Below are 20,386 nucleotides of genomic sequence, written 5' to 3' on the forward strand. Positions count from 1 at the left end.
CGACTCCTGCTTGAAGAGGGGCACTCTGCCCTGTGGCGGCGAAGGGTGGCCTAGTCGGCGGCGATAAAGCGATAACGGGTCTGGTGGCGGTAGGTCTGCCCAGGCAGCAGCCAGGGGTCGCCGAGCTCGGGCCGGTTCGGGCTGTCCGGCAGCTGCTGCGCCTCCAGGCAGAAGCCGTCGAGGTCCCGATGCAGCCGACCGCTCCGGTTCGGGGTGTTGGCCAGCCAGTTGCCGCTGTAGAACTGCAACGAGGGCTGGTTGGTGTAGACCTCCATCGCCAGCCGCTTGTCCCCCGAGACCACCCGGGCCGCCCACGCCTGTTCTGGGCCGTTCAGCACGAAGGCGTGATCATACCCGCCGGCCTGTTGCTGCTGGTGATGGCTCAGCCACTCCTGGCCCATGAGGCGCTCGCGACGCAGGTCGAAGGGGCCCTCCACCGGCGCCATGGTCAGCGGCAATCCGCTCTGGTCGGTGGGCAGGAAACGGTCGGCATTGAGGCGGATGGCATGATGGCGAATATCGGATCGCACATGGTCGTCATCGGCATGTCCATCCAGGTTGAAGTAGGCGTGGCTGGTGAGGCTGACCGGGGTCGGCGCGTCCGTGCTGGCCCTGAATTCCACCACCAGATCCCGCTGCTCCAGCCGGTACTCCAGGGTCACCCGCACGTTGCCGGGAAAGCCCTGATCCCCCGCCCGGGAGAGGAGCGCCAGCCTGACCCTGTCCGCCTCCTGCTCCCTGATCTGCCAGGTGCGGCGATGGAATCCGTCGCTCCCGCCATGCAGGCAGTGGGGGGCCTGATTGGCGTCGAGAGACCAGCGTTCGTCCCCTCGCACCAGCTCGGCGCCGCCGATGCGGTTGGCAAAGCGCCCCGCCACCGCCCCCAGCCACACCTGCTGGCTGGCATAGGCCTCATCGGCGCAGCCCAGCAGCACCTCCCGTTGCTCCCCCGCCACCGGCAGGGTGAGGGAGGTGAGGGTGGCGCCAAATTCGATGCCGCGCAGGCGCAGCCCCTCTTCGTTTTCCAGCGTGAATGCGTTCATGGGGCTGCTCATCGTCTGCCTGCCCCGGCACTGGCGGAGCAGACGTAGCAATCCGCCTCCAGCCCCGAGATAGCCGGGTATTGTGCAGCCACGGCGGCGATGACCGCAGGCACCCGCTCCGGGCGCAGCAGGGCCACCACGCAGCCGCCGAAGCCGCCGCCGGTCATGCGCACGCCCCCTTCGCGGCCGATCTCGGCCTTGATGATCTGCACCAGGTCGTCGATGGCGGGCACCGTTATCTCGAAGTCATCGCGCATGGCGGCGTGGGACTGACCTATCAGTTCGCCGAGGCGGGCCAGATCCCCCGAGGCGAGCGCCTCGGCGGCGGCCAGGGTGCGGGCGTTCTCCCCCACTATGTGGCAGGCGCGGCGGTAACAGGCATCGTCCAGCCCGGCCTTGTCCGCCTCCAGGCGGCTGGCGTCGAGGTCGCGCAGCGCCTTGACCCCGTAGTGGCGGGCGGCGGCTTCGCACTGCTGGCGACGCAGGTTGTACTCGCTGTCCACCAGGCCGCGGCGCACGTTGGAGTTGACGATGAGCACGGCGAGATCCATCGGCATGGGGATGAGACGGGTCTCCAGGGAGCGGCAATCGAGCAGCAGGGCATGGTCCGCCTCGCCGCAGGCGGAGATCATCTGATCCATGATGCCGCAGTTGCAGCCGACGAACTGGTTCTCCGCCTGCTGGCCGTTTTGGGCAAGCTCGGCCTGGCTGATGGGCAGCCCCAGGGCCTCCTTGAAGGCCTGGCCTATGGCCACCTCCAGGGAGGCGGACGAGGAGAGACCGGCCCCCTGGGGCACGTTGCCCGAGACCACCAGATCCAGGCCGCGCAGGGATTGGCCGCGCGCCTGCAGATGCTTGACCACGCCGCGGATGTAGTCGCTCCAGCGCTGGTGGGGGTGATGGGTTATCGGCTCATCCAGGGCGAACTCATCCCGCTCGCACTCGTAGTCGGCGGCGATCACCCGTACCAGGTTGTCGCTGCGCAGACCGATGGCGACGCAGGTCTCGTAGTCGATGGCGCAGGGCAGCACGAAACCGTCGTTGTAGTCGGTGTGCTCGCCGATGAGGTTGACCCGGCCCGGTGCCCGGACGGTGAGATCCTGGGGGCGGCCGTGGTGATGGATGAAAACCTCGGTCACGCGTTCAAACGGGGTCATGGTCATGCTTGGGCGCTCTTGTAGTGAAGGGGGCTCAGGGCGCGCAGCCGCTCGGCTGCCTGCTCAGGGGTGAGGTCACGCTGGGTCTCTGCCAGCATCTCGAAGCCGACCATGAACTTGCGCACGGTGGCACTGCGCAGCAGGGGCGGGTAGAAGTGGGCGTGCAGCTGCCAGGCCTCGGGGCAATCGGAGCGGGGCGGGGCGAAATGCCAGCCCATGGAGTAGGGGAAGCTGCACTGGAACAGGTTGTCGTAGCGGCTGGTGAGCTCCTTGAGAACCACCGCCAGATCCTGTTGCTGCTCGCAGGTCAGGCTCAGCAGGGAGGGCACATGGGCCTTGGGCAGCAGCAGGGTCTCGAACGGCCAGGCGGCCCAGAAGGGCACCACCGCCAGCCAGTGGGTCGTCTCCACCACGATGCGGGTTCGGTCCGCCAGCTCCCGCGCCACATAGTCCAGCAGCAGGGGGCGGCCGTGTTCGGCCAGCCAGGCCTGCTGGCGCTCCTGCTCCCTGGCTATCTCGTTGGGCAGAAAATCGCTGCCCCAGATCTGGCCATGGGGGTGAGGGTTGGAGCAGCCCATGACGGCCCCTTTGTTTTCAAACACCTGGACCCATTCCCACTGGGCAGAGAGCTCGGCCACCTGGCTCATCCAGCTGGTGATCACCCCCTCGATGGCGGGCAGGGGCAGCTCGGGCAGCGTCTTGCCGTGGTCCGGCGAGAAGCAGATGACCCGGCTGGTGCCACGGGCCGCCTCCAGTTGCAGCAGGGGATCCGGCGCCGCGTCGGTGGCCGGGGTGTCCTGCATCAGGGCGGCGAAGTCGTTGGTGAAGACGAAGGTGCCCTGGTAGTCAGGGTTGATGTCCCCGCTGACCCGGGTGTTGCCGGCACAGAGGAAACAGTCGGGATCGTGGGATTGGGTGGGCGCCTCGCCTATCTTCTCCACCTGTCCCTGCCAGGGGCGCTTGGCCCTGTGGGGGGAGACCAGCACGTACTGGCCGGTGAGCGGGTTGAAGCGGCGGTGGGGGTGATCAACCGGATTGAACATCATCACTCCTCATTCGCTGATGATATAGATGGGGTTGTCGGGAAGAGGGCGCGCTCGTGGGCGGCGCCCCTCATCTTCCGGCAGTGCGAGGTGGGTGATGACCCGGGCTGCCGCGGTCGTCCGTGGTCGGCGTCTTCATCCCTGCCCTGTGCTTGACGGGTGTGAGCAGGAGTCTAGCCGAGCCGTCGATGGGCAAACTGTGAGCTGGTCGGCAAATATGTGTAAACGATTACACTTAATTGCAACAAGCTGCCGCGACAATCTGTGGTGCCGCCCCTGTCATCAAAGGGATTGCTGGTTATAATGGCCAGCCTGCGGACAGTGAAAAGAGTGAAAACAGCATGAGCACCATCAAGGATGTCGCCCGTCTTGCCAAGGTGTCGGTGGCAACGGTTTCACGGGTGATGAACGACTCCCCCAAGGCCAGCGCCGCCTCGCGCAAAGTGGTACTGCAGGCCATGGCCGAGCTTGGCTATACCCCCAATGCCAACGCGCGGGCCCTGGTCAATCGCACCTGCGACACCATGGGGGTGGTGGTCAACGACGTGGCGGATCCCTTCTTCGGCGCCCTGGTCAAGGGGGTCTGTACCGTGGCGGTGGAGCAGGGTCTGCACCTGCTGGTGGGTAATGGTTTTCACAACGCCGAGCAGGAGCGGGGCGCCATCGAGCTGCTGATCGGCAAACGCTGCGAGGCGCTGGTGGTGCACAGCAAGGCGCTCTCGGACGAGGAGCTGATCGATTACGCCCTGCGGGTGCCTGGCATGGTGTTGATCAATCGCGATATTCCCGCGCTGAAGGGGCGCTGCATCTCCCTCGACAACCGGCTGGGGGCCGCCACCGCCACCCGCCATCTGCTGGGACTGGGCCATCGCCACATCGCCTTCATCGGTTCGGATCACGCCATTGAGGATGCCAGCTCCCGCTTGCAGGGGTATCGGGATGCCCTGGCCGAGGCCGGGGCGGCGGCGGATGCGGAACGGGTGGAGTGCGGCACCCCCAACGAGGAGGGGGGAGAGCATGCCATGCTCAACCTGCTCGCCAAGGGGCTGCCCATCACGGCCGTGGTGGCCTACAACGACGCCATGGCGGCAGGGGCCATCTCGGTACTGGCGGACAACGGCCTCAAGGTGCCGGAGGAGGTCTCAGTGGTGGGGTTCGATGACATCATCTATGCCAGATACCTGAGACCCAAGCTCTCCACCATCCGCTATCCCATCGAGCTGATGGCGTCCCAGGCGGCCAAGTTGGCGCTGCAACTGGCGGCCGGCGAGACACAGACGTTGCAGAGTCGCATCTATGCGCCGACCCTGATCAACCGTCACTCGGCCGCCCCCGCCCGAGACTGACGGGTCCTCGATCCTGGCCCTGTGCTGGCCGGGATCGGGATCAGTGCCACTAGCTCTGCCGCCTCCGGCGGGGCAGGCGGCGTCCCTGGCCTGGCTGCGTTTCACCCCTGTCGTGGCACTGTCCCGCGCCTGCCTGAGGGGGGCGGCGGAGCGCCTTCTCCCTGCTCCTGGTTTCACCCATGACGGCGCCGTCGCCGTCCCCCGGCGCTCGCACGGCCCCTGTCACTCCCCCTGAAACTAAATGTAATCGTTTACATCTTTGTGAGAAAGATCCCCCTTTCCCTCGGACAACTCCACTACACTGCGGCTGTTTTACGAACGATCCAGGGAGAGAGGAAGAATGCTCAGGGAGATATTGGCGCGCCGGGACTGGCAGCATCAGGGGATCACATCGGTCAACCGACTGGCGGCCCATACCCCCCTCGCCAGCTGGCGTGACGAGGCGGCGGCGCGGGCCGATCTGCCCTCCTGCTCCCGCTTGTCCCTCGATGGCGACTGGCGCTTCTCCTGGTTCGAGGCCCCGGAGCGGGTGCCCGAGCAGTGGCTTCACCAGGACCTGGCCGATGCCTGCCTGATCCGGGTGCCGGGCAATTGGCAGCTGGATGCCGCCTATCCGGGGGCGCGGCCCCTGACGGACGGTCCCATCTACACCAACATCAAGTATCCCTTCCCCTGCGATCCGCCCCGGGTACCGGCACAGAATCCCACCGGCTGTTACTCCCGCGAGTTCAGTCTGCCTGTCGACTGGCTGGCCAGCGGCCAGATCCGGATCACCCTGGACGGCGTGAGCAGTGCCTGCCATCTGTTTTGCAACGGCCACTGGGTCGGCTACTCCCAGGACAGCCGCTTGCCCGCCGAGTTCGATCTGACCCCCTGCCTGCACAGCGGCCGCAACCGGCTGGCGGTGCTGGTACTTCGCTGGTCCGACGGCTCCTATCTGGAGGATCAGGACATGTGGTGGCTGTCGGGGATCTTCCGCTCCGTCAGCCTGCTGCATAAACCGGCCCGTCATCTGATGGATGTCCGGGTCACTCCTGTGCTGGATGCCTGCTATCGGGACGCTCGCCTCAAGATTGAACTGCAGGGGGCCGATGTGGCCGGCCTGTCGGTGGCGGCGCATCTCTATGACGGCGATGAGCGGGTGGCGACCCTGTGCCAGCGGATCGGCACCGGGGCCATCGATGAGAAAGGGGCTTACGACGATCGTGCCGAGCTCTGGCTCGAGGTGGCGGCGCCGCGCAAATGGAGCGCCGAGACACCCCACCTCTATCGCCTGACCCTGACCCTGCAAAATGAACGAGGGGAGCCCATCGAGAGCGAGGCCTGCGACGTGGGCTTTCGGGCGGTGGAGATAGAGGGGGGGCTGCTGCGTCTCAACGGCCAGCCCCTGCTCATTCGTGGCGCCAATCGCCACGAACATCACCCCGCCACCGGGCATGCGGTGACCCCGGCCGATATGGAGCAGGATCTGATCCTGATGAAGCGACACAACTTCAACGCGGTGCGCTGCGCTCACTATCCGAATCACCCCGCATTCTACCAGCTCTGCGACCGGCTCGGCCTCTATGTGGTGGACGAGGCGAACCTGGAGACCCATGGCATGAGCCCCATGGGGCGGCTGGCGCGAGATCCAGCCTGGAGTGGCGCCTTCCTCGAGCGGGTCACCCGCCTGGTGGCTCGGGATTTCAACCACCCCAGCGTCATCATCTGGTCCCTCGGCAACGAATCCGGCTACGGCCCGGCCCACGATGCCATGTATGCCTGGGTCAAGTGCACGGATCCGAGCCGCCCGGTGCAGTACGAAGGGGGCGGCGCCGACACTCCGGCCACCGACATCATCTGCCCCATGTATGCCCGCACCCATCAGGATCAACCCTTCCCGGCCGTGCCCAAGTGGGCGCTGGCCAAATGGATCGGCCTGCCCGGCGAGCAGCGCCCGCTGATCCTGTGCGAATACGCCCATGCCATGGGCAACAGCCTGGGGGGCTTTGCCGAGTATTGGCAGGCGTTTCGCGATCACCCCAGGCTGCAAGGGGGGTTCGTCTGGGATTGGGTGGATCAGGGATTGGACAAGTTGACCGAGGATGGTCGCCACTTCTGGGCCTATGGCGGCGACTTTGGCGATCGGCAAAACGATCGTCAGTTCTGCATCAATGGCCTGCTCTTCCCGGACCGCAGCCCCCATCCCGCCCTGTTCGAGGCCAAGCGGGCCCAGCAGCCGTTCGTGCTGACCCTGCAAGGCTGCCAGCCGCTGACGGTGGCGATCCGCAGCGAATACCTGTTTCGCGAGACGGACAACGAAGTGCTGCGCTGGCAGCTGCTGGAGGACGGCGTGGTGCTGAGCCAGGGGGAGTGCCAGCTCGCCCTGGGGCCCAGAGGCTGCGTGACGCTCACCCTGCTGGATCGATTGCCCGACTTTGCGCCGGGGGCGCTCGCCTGGCTGGATCTGGCCATAGTGCAGAGCACTGCCACTCCCTGGTCCGAGGCGGGGCACGAGGTGGCGCGCCAGCAATGTATGTTGCGGACGCCCCTGGCACTGCCCGCCACCCAGACACCCGCCCCATTGAGGGAGCAGCCTGACCACTGGTTGGTCCAGACCGCCGGCAGCACCTGGCGGCTGGACAAGGCCAGTGGTCGCATCTGCAGCTGGCAGAAAGCGGGCCATGAACGCCTGCGGGGGGCCATGGCGGATCACTTCTATCGGGCGCCGCTCGACAACGACATAGGCACCAGCGAGGCGGATCATCAGGATCCCCACTCCTGGATTGCCCGCTGGCAGGAGGCGGGGCTCAATGATCTGCAACACCGCTGCCTCGGCATTGTGCGGGAGGGGGAGGCCGGTCTGCGGGTGGAGCATGGCTACTTCGTCGGTGAGCGGCTGCTCATCTTGAGCCGCTGGCATCACAGCTTCAGCCAGGATGGCGCCATGGCGATCGCCATCGAGGTCCAGGTGAGCGAGGCGATCCCCTCCCTGCCCCGTATCGGCGCCCAGCTCTGGCTGGTCGATGGGGTCGACCGGGTCGACTGGCTCGGGCGCGGCCCCCATGAAAATTACCCGGATCGTTGCCTCGGCGCCGATATCGGCCGCTGGCAGCTGCCCCTGGCCGAGCTGCACACCCCCTACATCTTCCCCACGGACAACGGTCTGCGCTGCCAGGTGCGTGAGCTGCAACTGGGGGATATCGGGGTGGAGGGGGAGTTCCACTTCAGCCTCAGTCCCTATCGCCAGGCCCAGTTGGCCGAGGCGCGCCATCAGAGCGATCTGGTGGCGGAGGGTGGGCTTCATCTGTGCCTTGATGGCTTCCACATGGGGGTGGGGGGCGATGACTCCTGGAGCCAGAGCGTACGCCCGGAATATTGGCTGACGCCAGGGAGATACCATTGGAACTGTGTACTAGTATGAATCCTGTTCTCCTGGTCAAACCCGGCCCACGACAGCGGGGCTGGTGAGGCGAATTTAATATAACCATTTGTTTTATATCAAATAATGCCTTGTGTAACAGAGTGTAAACGTTTTCATTTTGTCGTCAGGATCACAGAAAGGATCACAACAACCTGATTACATTAACGTCACACCGGTTCAGTGGGTGTACCGCTTTCCTACAAAACAGATAGACACATCGGAGCATAACAATGAGAAAAATCACGACAGTCGCCGCCCTGCTGATGGGACTGACCGCAGGGACCAGCGCCCAGGCCGACACTCGTCTGGGCGTTACCGTCTACAAGTACGACGACAACTTCATGGCGGTCGTTCGCAAGGCCATCGAGAAGGAGGCGGCAGCCAACCCCGGCGTGGAGCTGCTGATGAATGACTCCCAGAACGACCAGTCCAAGCAGAACGACCAGATCGACGTGCTGCTGGCCAAGGGCGTGAAGGCCCTGGCCATCAACCTGGTCGACCCGGCGGCGGCCCCTGTCGTGATCGAGAAGGCCCGTGCCGACGAGATCCCCGTGGTGTTCTACAACAAGGAGCCGAGCGCAGCCGATCTGGCCAGCTATGACAAGGCCTACTACGTGGGTACCGACTCCAAGGAGTCAGGCATCATCCAGGGTCAGCTGATCGCCAAGCACTGGGCTGCCCATCCCGAGTGGGATCTGAACAAGGACGGCGTCATCCAGTTCGTGCTGCTCAAGGGCGAGCCGGGCCACCCGGATGCGGAAGCCCGTACCACCTACGTCGTCAAGACCCTGAATGACGGCGGCGTCAAGACAGAGCAGCTGCACATGGATACCGGTATGTGGGATACCGCCATGGCGAAAGACAAGATGGACGCCTGGATCTCCGGCCCCAACGCCAACAAGATCGAAGTGGTCATCGCCAACAACGACGGCATGGCAATGGGCGCTGTTGAATCCCTGAAAGCCCAGGGCAAGACCGCCATCCCCGTGTTCGGCGTCGATGCCCTGCCGGAAGCCCTGGCCATGGTCAAGAGCGGTGCCATGGCGGGTACAGTGCTGAACGATGCGGCCAACCAGGCCAAGGCCACCTTCGATCTGACCAGGAATCTGGGTGAAGGCAAGCCAGCCGGCGAAGGCACCAACTGGAACATAGTCGACAAGGTCGTGCGCGTAGCCTACGTGGGTGTGGATAAAGACAACCTGTCTCAATTCGAGTAATCCCCTCCTCCAGGGCAAGGGTGACCCCCTTGCCCTCTCTTCAACCAGATGTGATGGCTGATATGACAACACAGCAACAATCAGAATGGCTGTTGGAGATGATTGACGTCAGTAAGAGCTTTCCCGGCGTCAAGGCACTCGATAATGTCAATTTACGGGTCCGTCCTCATTCTGTGCATGCGTTGATGGGCGAGAATGGCGCAGGGAAGTCCACGCTGCTCAAGTGCCTGTTCGGCATCTATGAGAAGGATCAGGGCAAGATCTTCTTCAAGGGGCAGGAGATCAACTTCACCTCGTCCAAAGAGGCGCTGGAAAACGGCGTTTCCATGGTGCACCAGGAGCTGAACCTGGTGTTGCAGCGCACCGTGATGGACAACATGTGGCTCGGCCGCTACCCCACCAAGGGCTGGTTTGTCGACCACCACAAGATGTATGACGACACCAGACGCATCTTCGACGAGCTGGACATCGACATAGATCCGCGGGTCAAGGTGGGCACCCTGTCGGTGTCCCAGATGCAGATGATCGAGATCGCCAAGGCATTCTCCTATGATGCCAAGATCGTCATCATGGACGAACCCACCTCCTCCCTGACCGAGAAGGAGGTCAACCACCTCTTCAAGATCATCAACAAGTTGAAGGACAAGGGGTGCGGCATCGTCTACATCTCTCACAAGATGGAGGAGATCTTCCAGCTCTGTGACGAGATCACCATATTGCGGGATGGCCAGTGGGTGGCGACCCAGCCCCTCGAGGGCATGACCATGGATCAGATCATCGGCATGATGGTCGGTCGCGAGCTGACCCAGCGCTTCCCGGAAAAAACCAACCAGCCCAAAGAGGTGATCCTCGAAGTCGAGCACCTGACGGCCAAGAACCAGCCCTCCATCCAGGACGTGAGCTTCAACCTGCATAAGGGGGAGATCCTCGGCATCGCCGGTCTGGTGGGGGCAAAACGCACCGACATCGTCGAGACCCTGTTCGGCATTCGCGACCACAGCGCGGGGATCATCAGGATCCATGGCAAGGTGGTGGCGAACCATACGGCCCACGAGGCCATCCTGAACGGCTTCGCCCTGGTGACAGAGGAGCGCCGTTCCACCGGCATCTATTCCCGTCTCGACATCGCCTTCAACTCCCTGATCGCCAATATGGACAACTACAAGGGTTCCATGGGGCTGCTCAGCAACAACAAGATGAAGAGCGACACCCAGTGGGTCATCGACGCCATGCGGGTCAAGACCCCGACCCAGCAGACCCAGATTGGCTCCCTCTCCGGCGGCAACCAGCAGAAGGTGATCATAGGCCGCTGGCTGCTGACCCAGCCGGAGATCCTGATGCTGGACGAGCCGACGCGCGGCATCGACGTGGGGGCCAAGTTCGAGATCTACCAGCTCATCCTGGAGCTGGCGAAGAAGGATAAGGGCATCATCATCATCTCGTCCGAGATGCCAGAGCTGCTCGGGATCACCGACCGCATCCTGGTGATGAGCAACGGTCGGGTCGCCGGGATCGTCAATACCAAAGAAACTGACCAGAGCGAGATACTGCGCCTGGCATCTCTGTACCTCTAGAGACAGGAAGACATTTATGGAGTCGGCTAAAAATTTCAATCTGATGCAGGCGCTCAAGGAAAACGCCATCTATTTGGTGTTGCTGGTGCTGCTCATGGTCATCGTGATCCAGGAACCCTCCTTCCTCAGCCTCACCAACCTCAGCAACATACTGACCCAGTCCTCGGTGCGGGTCATCATCGCCCTCGGGGTGGCGGGCATCATCATCACCCAGGGGACGGATCTCTCGGCCGGCCGCCAGGTCGGTCTGGCGGCACTCATCGCCGCCACCATGCTGCAGGCCCTGACCAACGTCAACAAGGTGTTCCCCAGCCTGGGGGAGGTGCCCATCCCGGCGGTGATCCTGCTGGTGTGTGCCGTGGGTGCCCTGATCGGTCTGGTCAACGGCCTGATCGTCGCCTACCTGAACGTGACGCCCTTCATCACCACTCTGGGCACCATGATCATCGTCTACGGCATCAACTCCCTCTACTTTGACTCAGTAGGGGCGTCGCCGGTGGCCGGTTTCGACCCCCGCTTCTCCAGCTTTGCCCAGGGCTTCATCCGGATAGGTGGCTTCAAGCTGTCGTACCTGACCTTCTATGCGGCCATCGCCAGCGTCTTCGTCTGGGTGTTGTGGAACAAGACCCGCTTTGGCAAAAACATCTTCGCCATCGGCGGCAACCCTGAGGCGGCCAAGGTCTCCGGGGTCAACGTGGCGGTGAACCTGGTGATCATCTATGCCCTGGCCGGGGTCTTCTATGCCTTCGGCGGCATGCTGGAGGCGGGCCGGGTCGGCAGTGCCACCAACAACCTCGGCTTCATGTACGAGCTGGACGCCATCGCGGCCTGCGTGGTGGGCGGCGTGTCGTTTGCCGGTGGTGTGGGAACGGTCGCGGGTGTGATCACCGGCGTGCTCATCTTCACCCTGATCAACTACGGTTTGACCTATATCGGGGTCAGCCCTTACTGGCAGTTCATCATCAAGGGCGGCATCATCATATTGGCGGTGGCGTTGGACTCGATGAAGTACGCCAAGAAGAAGTAAACAGGGGATAAGTTGAAGACGCAGGCTGAGCCTGCGTTTTCTGTTGGAGGTTCCATGGCGTTCAAGATCAAGATATATGCACTCCTGTTGCTGGCCATTCTGGTCACCATCGCCACCGCCTGGCTCAGTGTGAACCACTTCATCAGTGGTTACATCCGCACCCAGTCCACCCAGAACATCAATGAACAGATAGCCCTGGTCAAGGAGAAGCTGGCGGGGGACATCAACCAGAAAATCCTGCTGGCGGCCAACCTCAACTTCGGGGTGACCAACGTCAAGAAGACCCTGGAAGAGACCGGCTTTCACAACATCGTCAAGGTGATCGGCGACATGGCCTTCGACGTGAACGGTGTCATCAACGACAAGGCCAGGGTCGATGCCCTGCGCAAGCTGATCCCCGAGGCCAACAACCGGATCACCGTCAGCCCGCTGGAGCAGCTGGATGGCAAGCCGGTCATCACCATACTGGTGCCCCGAGGTGCCGACTCCGCCTACCTTTACTACCTCGACATGAGCGAATTCCAGCGCCTGCTGGCAGAGATGAGCGGGGAGGGGCGCTCCTTCGCGCTGGCCGACAGCCAGGGCCAGCTGCTCTACAGCAGCAAGCCCGAGGGAGAGAGCGAGTCTCGTCCCAACCAGCTGGACATTCGTGGCAGCCAGTGGACCCTGACCGGCTATGTGGATCTCGGCTATATCCGCGCCATGACCCAGGCCATCAATGGCAAGATCACCCTGGCCCTGCTCGCCGTCGCCCTGGTGGTGATGGCGCTGGCCATGGTGGCGCTCAACCTCGCCTACCGACCCATCCTCTCCCTCAAGGGGCTGGTGCTGGCCCTCGGTGAGGGAAATGGTGATCTGACTCGCCGTCTGGCGGTGACCAGCAAGGATGATCTCGGCCAGATCTCCGCTGGCATCAACCGCTTCATCGCCCAGTTGCAGGAGAGGATGCAGGAGGTGAGCCAGGCCAGCGGCCAGCTCCATGACGACATAGGTGGCCTGACCGGCCAGACCCGAACCGCCCAGCAGCTGCTCATGACCCATGTCAACGAGACGGAGCAGGTGGTGACCGCGGTCAACGAGATGAGCGCCACCGCTGCCTCCGTCTCCCGCAGCGCCGCCGACACGGCGCACCTGACCATGCAGAGCGAGCAGCTGGCGAACGCGACGCGGGAAGTGGTGGATGGCGCCATGAACAGCGTGATGGCGCTGGTTGCGGAGGTGGAGGCGACGGCGGGATCGGTCCAGGCCATGCAGCAGGAGGTACAGCAGATAGGTTCGGTGCTGGGGGTCATCGGCAGCATCGCAGAGCAGACCAACCTGCTGGCGCTGAACGCCGCCATCGAGGCGGCCCGGGCCGGTGAACAGGGCCGTGGGTTCGCCGTGGTGGCCGACGAGGTACGCTCCCTCGCTGGGCGTACCCAGCAGAGCACGGCGGAGATCCAGACCATGCTGACCAGGTTGCAGCGGGGCAGTGCGAGCCTGGTCGACGCCATGTCGCTGACGCGTCAGCGTTGTCAGAGTGCGGCCGAGAACACCACCCGGGTCAATGACTCGCTCGATGTGATGATGGGGGAGGTGGTAGCGATCAATGGCCTCACCACCCAGATTGCCACCGCCGCCGAACAGCAGAGCGCGGTGGCCGAGGAGATCAATCGCAACATGACGGCCATCGCCGAGGTGATCCGCCAGCTCAAGGGCAATGGCGAGGACACGGTGGCGAGCGCGGGGGCGATGCGGCAGACCTATGACCGACTGGGCCGGATAGTGGCGCATTTTCGGCTGGCGTGAAGCAGCCGTCCCCATGGGGCGGAAATCGACAACAGGAGACGAGAGGGCGGCCCAGGCTGCCCTTTTCATTGGCGCCGTGGCAGGCGCTGACAAGGGGATAAACAGGTGCAGGCGGCTCGCTGCATCGGCGTCGCAGGAAAAGGGGCGGGAAAAAGCCAATGGGATGCCGGCGGCTTGTGGCATCGGTGTCGCGGCAGGGGGGCGGGGAAAAGCCAATGGGATGCCGGCGGTTTGCGGCATCGGTGTCGCGGCAGGGGATGGGCGAAAAAAAGGCAAAAAGATGGGGGCGACTTGCGTCGCCCCCGATAGTCTTATCGTTCATATCCGTGAACGAAGTTGCTCCCTGCAATCCCTGACTATACCTCTTCCTTTAGGTTTCCCCTTCCCAATCCTTTGGGGTGTCCTTTAGCCATCATGGCCTGACGAGTCATCCATTCCCGTCGCACTTTCTCCGTCCTGGGAGGTGTCCTTTACCACATCCTGTGGTGAGTCCATTTGCCTAACCCTGGCAGCCAATCTTCCTGATTGACTTCGACTGCGTCCGTGCAGGAGTAACTATAAGGATTTTCGACCCGCCCACAACGCCATACTGAAAAACGTTTTGATGGATTCGTTCTCATTGGCCGATGGAACGCGCTTTATATCAACAAGATCATGTGGTTAATGATTGTTGCTGGCGCATTTAACACGCATCAATCCGATTATGACAGCCTGGCGGCAGGGCGATCTCTCTCGCCATGAATGGCGAATGTCTCACGCGCCCCTCGCGCTCGCCCAAGCCGGGTCAGATCGCCTGGACTCACCCTTGACTTAAGATGGCGGGAGAGAGGCCGGGGAAGGTGCATGGCAGTGATCGGAACAGAGGGAAGATCTGGGGTATCCGTGGCAAGGGGCCGCGACAGAGCGGCTATATGGTCCGGGTCTGGCGTCGCAACGGCGAAGCGGAAAAGGGGAAGAAGGAAAGAAAGGCTGGGGACAAGAGAGGAGGCGAACCTCCCCTTGTCTTGCTTAGTAGTGCTGGCGCCCGCCGTGCCAGATGCAGACATACTCGGGCACCAGCATCTGTGGCTTATTGTCCACATGGCAGACCACCAGCGGCATGGCCTGGGCGCCGTCGGCCCGAGCCAGGGTGGGGGTCATGGGCAGAACCAGGGCGACGAGCAGAAGCAGGGGTTTGATGTTCATGGAGCTCTCCTTGATGACATTGATGACGGAAGCGTTAACGTCATATGGATACCGTTGTGATCCGTATCACTTTTTTAGTTAAGTTGAGCCGGACCTCACCGCAAGGATTTGGCATAAATTCAACTAATGAAAAAAGTTTCAAAATAGTTGAGAGGGGGGTCGCGAAGCGTCGTGCCGACAAGATGCGATTTTATTGCATAGCCAGCCGCGAACCCCCCTGGGGACTGGGGCGGACATGCCTCTCCCCGTTGGTCTGATCCCTTTGCCTTGATCCAGGACAAGAAAATATCTATGCACCAAACCCCACAGGGATGACTTTTTATCCCGACATCTTCCCCGTGATTCCGAGTGAAAAATGCAAAGGCTTGCATATAAAGCTGCGCACCTCGCCAATTCATATCTAATTCATTGTATTTAAACGGTAATGCTATCATTTGTTGCTTGTTTGATACTGGTTTACTGGAGGGGGGCGGCTGCGAAGAAAAGAATAAAATGATGAATAAATGAATATGAATGCGGAGGCTGAGCTGGATGAATTGACAGTTATGTCGGTGGCTTCAAACAAACACACTGCATTTTATTCAACCTGGACTGAATGTGACCCATCTCTAAGTTTTGGTGTTTTTGCAGGCCTAACCTCTATCTCGAAAGGCATAGGCAGGATAGAGCACAAGCCAAGTACCCTATATAAAGAATATCCCGCCTGAGCCATGAGAAAGAATAGAAGGAGTCTATTCAATCACTCGCATGGACCCCAAGAGACGGAATATAACCATGAGCAAATTTTATGTAGGTTCTGAAGTTGGCCAGTTGCGCCGCGTCATGCTGCACCGCCCCAACCTCAGTCTGAAGCGTCTGACCCCTTCCAACTGCCAGGATCTGCTGTTCGACGATGTCCTCTCCGTTGAACGGGCCGGTGAAGAGCATGACAAGTTCGCCCAGGTGCTGCGGGATCAGAATGTCGAGGTGTTCCTGCTGACCAAGTTGCTGGCCGAGACCCTGGATGTGCCGGAAGCCAAAGCCTGGCTGTTGCAACATCAGATCTCCGATTATCGTCTCGGACCTTCCCTTGCCAATGACGTGCGCTGCTTCCTGGCGGACATGCCCCATCGTGAACTGGCCCGCATCCTCTCCGGCGGCCTGACCTACGGCGAGATGCCGTTCAGCGGCGTCAACATGGTGGTGGGCATGCACGCTCCGAGCGATTTCATCATAGAGCCACTGCCCAACCATCTGTTCACCCGTGACACCTCCTGCTGGGTCTATGGCGGCGTCTCCATCAACCCCATGGCCAAGGCCGCCCGCCGCCGCGAGACCAACCATGTGAAGGCCATCTACCGCTGGCATCCCCAGTTCGCCGGTCAGGACTTCATCAAATACTTCGGTGATGAGGATCGCGACTATGACAATGCCACCATCGAAGGGGGCGACGTCCTGGTCATAGGCCGCGGCGCCGTGCTGATCGGCATGTCCGAGCGCACCACGCCGCAAGGGGTGGAACACCTGGCCCGCAGCCTGTTCAAGCATGGCCAGGCCAAGCAGGTCATCGCCATGGAACTGCCGAAACACCGCAGCTGCATGCACCTGGATACCGTCATGACCCACATGGACATAGACACCTTCTCCGTCTATCCGGAAGTGATCCGCAAGGATGTGAACTGCTGGAGCCTGACCCCGGATGGCGCCACCGGCATGAAGATCAAGGAAGAGGGTTACTTCGTCACCGCCATCGAGCAGGCGCTGGGGGTGGATCAGCTCAAGCTCATCACCACAGGCGGTGACAGCTTCGAGGCCGAGCGCGAGCAGTGGAACGACGCCAACAACGTGCTGACCGTGCGCCCCGGCGTGGTGGTGGGCTACGAGGGCAACACCTACACCAACGAGAAATACGACAAGGCCGGCATCACAGTGCTCTCCATTCCGGGTAACGAGCTGGGCCGTGGCCGCGGCGGTGCCCGCTGCATGAGCTGCCCGATGGAACGTGACGGCATCTGACAACAAGGTGTGGCGCCGGCAGAGGCGGGCGCCACTTCTCCAGCGAAACGAGAACCAGACCATGAAAAAACCAACTGTCGTCGTCGCCCTGGGTGGCAATGCCCTGCTCCGCCGTGGCGAGCCCCTCGAGGCCGACATCCAGCGCAAGAACATCGCCACCGCCGCCAAGACCATCGCCCGGATTGCCGAGGAGTACAACGTGGTGCTGGTGCACGGCAACGGCCCGCAAGTGGGTCTGCTGGCCCTGCAGAACAGTGCCTACACCAAGGTCTCCCCCTATCCCCTGGATGTACTGGGTGCCGAGTCCCAGGGCATGATCGGCTACATGCTGATCCAGGAATTGAAGAACCTGATGCCGAGCCGCAACGTCACCGCCCTGCTGACCCAGGTGCAGGTCGACCCCAAGGATCCGGCGTTTGCCAATCCGACCAAGTTCATCGGCCCCGTCTATGAAGAGGCTGAAGCCCGCGCCCTGGCGGCCGAGAAGCACTGGGTGGTCAAGGCAGACGGCAACTTCTTTCGCCGCGTGGTGCCGTCCCCGCTGCCCCGGCGCATCGTCGAAGGCGATGCCATCGAAACCCTGATCGCCCAGGGCCACCTCATCATCTGTACCGGTGGTGGTGGCATCCCGGTGACCTGGGATGGCCAGAGCCTGACCGGTATCGAAGCCGTCATCGACAAGGACATGTCTGCCGCCTACCTGGCCAAGCAGATCAAGGCCGACGCCCTGCTGATCCTGACCGACGCCGATGCGGTCTATCTGGACTGGGGCAAGCCGACCCAGCACCCGCTGCGAGTCACCAGCCCGGACGAGCTGGCCGGGGTCAAGTTCGACGCAGGCTCCATGGGGCCCAAGGTCGAGGCCTCCTGTGAATTCGTCAAGGCAACCGGCGGCATGGTCGGCATAGGTTCCCTGGAAGATGGCCTCGCCATCCTTAAAGGGGAAGCCGGCACCAATATCGTCGCCACCCATACCGTGAATGCTTGAGTCGTTGAATCACTGCGTAGTTAGCAACACTGCCCGAATTGGTCTGAACAAATAGAGAGAGAACTCATCATGGCTTTTAATCTGCGTAACCGTAACTTCCTGAAACTGCTGGACTTCACCCCGCGCGAAATCCAATACATGATCGATCTGGCCATCGACCTCAAAAAAGCCAAATACGGTGGCTATGAGCGCAAGCACCTCACCGGCAAGAATATTGCCCTCATCTTCGAGAAGACCTCCACCCGTACCCGCTGCGCCTTTGAAGTGGCGGCCTTCGACCAGGGCGCCCAGGTCTCCTACCTCGGCCCGAGCGGTTCCCAAATTGGCCACAAGGAGTCCATGAAGGATACCGCCCGTGTGCTGGGGCGCATGTATGACGGCATCGAATACCGTGGCTACGGCCAGGAGATAGTCGAAGAGCTGGGTGCCCACGCCGGTGTGCCGGTCTGGAACGGTCTGACCAACGAATTCCACCCGACCCAGATCCTGGCCGACTTCATGACCATGCTGGAGCACGGCAAGGGCAAGCGCCTGGATCAGATCAAGTTCGCCTACCTGGGGGATGCCCGCAACAACATGGGCAACTCCCTGATGGTCGGCGCCGCCAAGATGGGCATGGACATCCGCCTGGTCGCGCCCAAAGCCTTCTGGCCGGAAGAGGAGCTGGTTGCCACCTGCCGTCAAATCGCCGAAGAGACAGGTGCGCGCATTCACCTTACCGAAGACGTGAAAGAGGGCGTGCTGGGTGCCGACTTCCTCTACACCGACGTCTGGGTCTCCATGGGTGAAGCGAAGGAAGCCTGGGATCAACGGGTCAAGCTGATGACCCCCTATCAGGTCAACATGGAGGTCATCAACGCCACCAAGAACCCGGATGTGAAGTTCATGCACTGCCTGCCGGCGTTCCACAACGACGAGACCACCATGGGCAAGGAAGTGGCCGACAAATATGGCATGAAGGGTCTGGAAGTGGCCGAGGACGTGTTCGAATCCGAGCACAGCATCGTCTTCGACGAGGCGGAAAACCGGATGCACACCATCAAGGCAGTGATGGTGGCTACGCTGGGCGACTGAGGTCGCAGTAGTGGTGCCGGGGGGCGACCCCCGGTTTTTCGACCATGTGACAGCGGCATAATACCTCTAACCCTACCCGCAGCCTGCATGGATACCACCCCACAGAAGGATGTTGGACCATGACAAAATTCAAGTTCCCGTCAGCCTACACCATATTGTTTGTGCTGATCGCGTTCGTCGCCGCCCTGAGCTGGATAGTGCCGGCCGGCAAATATGAAATGGCCATGAACGAAGCCCTCGGCAAGGAGGTGCCGGTGGCCGGTACCTACCAGCTGGTGGATGCCAATCCCCAGGGGATCGTCGACGTGCTGCTGGCACCCATCGATGGTCTCTACAACCACGACACCTATGAGGCAGGCGCCATCGACGTCTCCCTCTTCATCCTGATCATCGGCGGCTTCCTTGGCATAGTGACCAAGACCGGCGCCATCGATGCCGGTATCGAGCGCGTCACCGACCGTCTGCGTGGCCGCGAGGAGTGGATGATCCCGATCCTGATGGCGCTGTTCGCCGCAGGGGGCACCATCTACGGCATGGCCGAAGAGTCGCTGCCCTTCTACACCCTGCTGGTGCCGGTGATGATGGCCGCCCGCTTCGACCCGGTCGTGGCGGCGGCAACCGTGCTGCTCGGCGCCGGTATAGGGACGCTCGGCTCCACCATCAACCCGTTCGCCACCGTGATCGCCGCCAACGCCGCCGGCATCTCCTTCACCGACGGCATCTGGCTGCGGATCGCCATGCTGGTCGCCGGCTGGCTGCTGTGCGTCGCCTACGTGATGCGTTACGCCAAGATGGTGAGAAACGACCCGAGCAAGTCCCTGGTGGCCGACAAGTGGGAGGAGAACCGGGCCCACTTCCTCGGCAACCGGAGCGATGAGATGCTGGAGTTCACTCTGACTCGCAAGATAGTGCTGGGCATCTTCGTCGCCGCCTTCGCCGTGATGATCTACGGGGTGGCCGTGCTGGGCTGGTGGATGGCCGAGATCTCCGGCGTCTTCCTGGCGTCCGCCATCATAGTGGGCCTCATCGCCCGCATGAGCGAAGAGGAGCTGACCAGCAACTTCATCGACGGTGCCCGTGACCTGCTCGGCGTGGCCCTCATCATAGGTATCGCCCGCGGTATCGTGGTGGTGATGGACAACGGCATGATCACCCACACCATATTGCACAGCGCAGAGGGGTTGGTGACCGGTCTCTCCACAGTGGTGTTCATCAACGTGATGTTCGCGCTGGAGGTGGTGCTCTCCTTCCTGGTGCCCTCCTCCTCCGGTCTGGCGGTGCTGACCATGCCGATCATGGCACCCCTTGCCGACTTCGCCAACGTGGGTCGCGAGCTGGTGGTGACCGCTTACCAATCCGCCTCCGGCCTGGTGAACCTGGTGACCCCGACCTCCGCCGTGGTCATGGGGGGCCTGGCCATCGCCAAGGTACCCTATGTGCGCTGGCTCAAATGGGTGGCGCCGCTGCTCGGCATTCTGACTCTGCTGATCGTGGTCTGCCTGAGCCTGGGGGCCAGCCTCTGACGAGAGTGGCCGCCGGTCATGGA

Annotated in this window: 14 protein-coding genes; 10 read left to right on the forward strand and 4 right to left on the reverse strand. The window is 62.2% G+C overall.

Features of this window, described 5'->3' with window-relative positions; translation table 11 throughout:
* Positions 1-50: 50 nt before the first annotated feature.
* Genes galM through ACEUCR_RS17850 form a run of 3 tightly spaced genes read right to left on the reverse strand, consistent with a single transcriptional unit; the run spans position 51 to position 3,243 of the window.
* Complete coding sequence (galM, locus tag ACEUCR_RS17840; RefSeq protein WP_408791688.1) at positions 51-1,055, reverse strand: galactose-1-epimerase; 1,005 nt, start codon at positions 1,053-1,055, stop codon at positions 51-53.
* Positions 1,052-2,200, reverse strand: a complete 1,149-nt coding sequence (galK, locus tag ACEUCR_RS17845; RefSeq protein WP_408791735.1) for a galactokinase — start codon at positions 2,198-2,200, stop codon at positions 1,052-1,054. The genes galM and galK overlap by 4 nt, the downstream gene beginning before the upstream one ends.
* Positions 2,201-2,202: 2 nt before the next feature.
* Positions 2,203-3,243, reverse strand: coding sequence for a UDP-glucose--hexose-1-phosphate uridylyltransferase (locus ACEUCR_RS17850; RefSeq protein ID WP_408791737.1), 1,041 nt, complete (start codon positions 3,241-3,243; stop codon positions 2,203-2,205).
* A gap of 341 nt (positions 3,244-3,584) precedes the next feature.
* Here ACEUCR_RS17850 and ACEUCR_RS17855 point away from each other — a divergent pair, with 341 nt between their 5' ends.
* The 6 genes from ACEUCR_RS17855 (at position 3,585) to ACEUCR_RS17880 (ending at position 13,598) form a co-directional block, all read left to right on the forward strand.
* Positions 3,585-4,589, forward strand: a complete 1,005-nt coding sequence (locus tag ACEUCR_RS17855) for a substrate-binding domain-containing protein (protein ID WP_111874239.1) — start codon at positions 3,585-3,587, stop codon at positions 4,587-4,589.
* A gap of 340 nt (positions 4,590-4,929) precedes the next feature.
* Positions 4,930-7,992: a beta-galactosidase gene (locus tag ACEUCR_RS17860; protein WP_408791690.1), complete on the forward strand. Its 3,063-nt coding sequence runs from the start codon at positions 4,930-4,932 to the stop codon at positions 7,990-7,992.
* 230 nt (positions 7,993-8,222) lie between these two features.
* Positions 8,223-9,209, forward strand: coding sequence for a galactose/glucose ABC transporter substrate-binding protein MglB (mglB, locus tag ACEUCR_RS17865; RefSeq protein WP_041997961.1), 987 nt, complete (start codon positions 8,223-8,225; stop codon positions 9,207-9,209).
* A gap of 53 nt (positions 9,210-9,262) precedes the next feature.
* Complete coding sequence (mglA, locus tag ACEUCR_RS17870; protein WP_041997958.1) at positions 9,263-10,783, forward strand: galactose/methyl galactoside ABC transporter ATP-binding protein MglA; 1,521 nt, start codon at positions 9,263-9,265, stop codon at positions 10,781-10,783.
* A gap of 16 nt (positions 10,784-10,799) precedes the next feature.
* Complete coding sequence (gene mglC / locus ACEUCR_RS17875) at positions 10,800-11,810, forward strand: galactose/methyl galactoside ABC transporter permease MglC (protein ID WP_041997956.1); 1,011 nt, start codon at positions 10,800-10,802, stop codon at positions 11,808-11,810.
* A 54-nt stretch (positions 11,811-11,864) separates the two neighbouring features.
* Positions 11,865-13,598, forward strand: coding sequence for a methyl-accepting chemotaxis protein (locus ACEUCR_RS17880; protein WP_408791692.1), 1,734 nt, complete (start codon positions 11,865-11,867; stop codon positions 13,596-13,598).
* A gap of 1,008 nt (positions 13,599-14,606) precedes the next feature.
* Here the strand turns inward: ACEUCR_RS17880 and ACEUCR_RS17885 are convergent.
* A complete protein-coding gene (locus ACEUCR_RS17885) occupies positions 14,607-14,783 on the reverse strand; it encodes a hypothetical protein (RefSeq protein WP_167335472.1) in 177 nt (58 codons plus the stop codon).
* A gap of 774 nt (positions 14,784-15,557) precedes the next feature.
* Between ACEUCR_RS17885 and arcA the strand changes: the two genes are divergently transcribed.
* From arcA to ACEUCR_RS17905, 4 genes are all read left to right on the forward strand, one after another.
* On the forward strand, positions 15,558-16,778 hold the full coding sequence (arcA, locus tag ACEUCR_RS17890) for an arginine deiminase (protein ID WP_408760894.1): 1,221 nt from the start codon (positions 15,558-15,560) through the stop codon (positions 16,776-16,778).
* Between the two features lie 61 nt (positions 16,779-16,839).
* Positions 16,840-17,766, forward strand: coding sequence for a carbamate kinase (arcC, locus tag ACEUCR_RS17895; RefSeq protein WP_041997950.1), 927 nt, complete (start codon positions 16,840-16,842; stop codon positions 17,764-17,766).
* 69 nt (positions 17,767-17,835) lie between these two features.
* Positions 17,836-18,840: an ornithine carbamoyltransferase gene (argF, locus tag ACEUCR_RS17900; protein ID WP_408791694.1), complete on the forward strand. Its 1,005-nt coding sequence runs from the start codon at positions 17,836-17,838 to the stop codon at positions 18,838-18,840.
* A gap of 119 nt (positions 18,841-18,959) precedes the next feature.
* Positions 18,960-20,363, forward strand: coding sequence for a YfcC family protein (locus ACEUCR_RS17905; RefSeq protein ID WP_041997946.1), 1,404 nt, complete (start codon positions 18,960-18,962; stop codon positions 20,361-20,363).
* Positions 20,364-20,386: the final 23 nt, after the last annotated feature.

The sequence above is a fragment of the Aeromonas bivalvium genome (assembly GCF_046078285.1).
Classification (GTDB): domain Bacteria; phylum Pseudomonadota; class Gammaproteobacteria; order Enterobacterales; family Aeromonadaceae; genus Aeromonas; species Aeromonas bivalvium.

What these genes read in the sequence shown, in the direction of transcription:
- ACEUCR_RS17850 (WP_408791737.1), bottom strand. Translation starts at nt 3,243, where the DNA reads ATGTTCAATCCGGTTGATCACCCCCACCGCCGCTTCAACCCGCTCACC.
- ACEUCR_RS17885 (WP_167335472.1), bottom strand. Translation starts at nt 14,783, where the DNA reads ATGAACATCAAACCCCTGCTTCTGCTCGTCGCCCTGGTTCTGCCCATG.
- ACEUCR_RS17905 (WP_041997946.1), top strand. Translation starts at nt 18,960, where the DNA reads ATGACAAAATTCAAGTTCCCGTCAGCCTACACCATATTGTTTGTGCTG.
- galM (WP_408791688.1), bottom strand. Translation starts at nt 1,055, where the DNA reads ATGAGCAGCCCCATGAACGCATTCACGCTGGAAAACGAAGAGGGGCTG.
- ACEUCR_RS17860 (WP_408791690.1), top strand. Translation starts at nt 4,930, where the DNA reads ATGCTCAGGGAGATATTGGCGCGCCGGGACTGGCAGCATCAGGGGATC.
- arcC (WP_041997950.1), top strand. Translation starts at nt 16,840, where the DNA reads ATGAAAAAACCAACTGTCGTCGTCGCCCTGGGTGGCAATGCCCTGCTC.
- ACEUCR_RS17880 (WP_408791692.1), top strand. Translation starts at nt 11,865, where the DNA reads ATGGCGTTCAAGATCAAGATATATGCACTCCTGTTGCTGGCCATTCTG.
- mglB (WP_041997961.1), top strand. Translation starts at nt 8,223, where the DNA reads ATGAGAAAAATCACGACAGTCGCCGCCCTGCTGATGGGACTGACCGCA.
- ACEUCR_RS17855 (WP_111874239.1), top strand. Translation starts at nt 3,585, where the DNA reads ATGAGCACCATCAAGGATGTCGCCCGTCTTGCCAAGGTGTCGGTGGCA.
- mglA (WP_041997958.1), top strand. Translation starts at nt 9,263, where the DNA reads ATGGCTGATATGACAACACAGCAACAATCAGAATGGCTGTTGGAGATG.
- mglC (WP_041997956.1), top strand. Translation starts at nt 10,800, where the DNA reads ATGGAGTCGGCTAAAAATTTCAATCTGATGCAGGCGCTCAAGGAAAAC.
- argF (WP_408791694.1), top strand. Translation starts at nt 17,836, where the DNA reads ATGGCTTTTAATCTGCGTAACCGTAACTTCCTGAAACTGCTGGACTTC.
- galK (WP_408791735.1), bottom strand. Translation starts at nt 2,200, where the DNA reads ATGACCCCGTTTGAACGCGTGACCGAGGTTTTCATCCATCACCACGGC.
- arcA (WP_408760894.1), top strand. Translation starts at nt 15,558, where the DNA reads ATGAGCAAATTTTATGTAGGTTCTGAAGTTGGCCAGTTGCGCCGCGTC.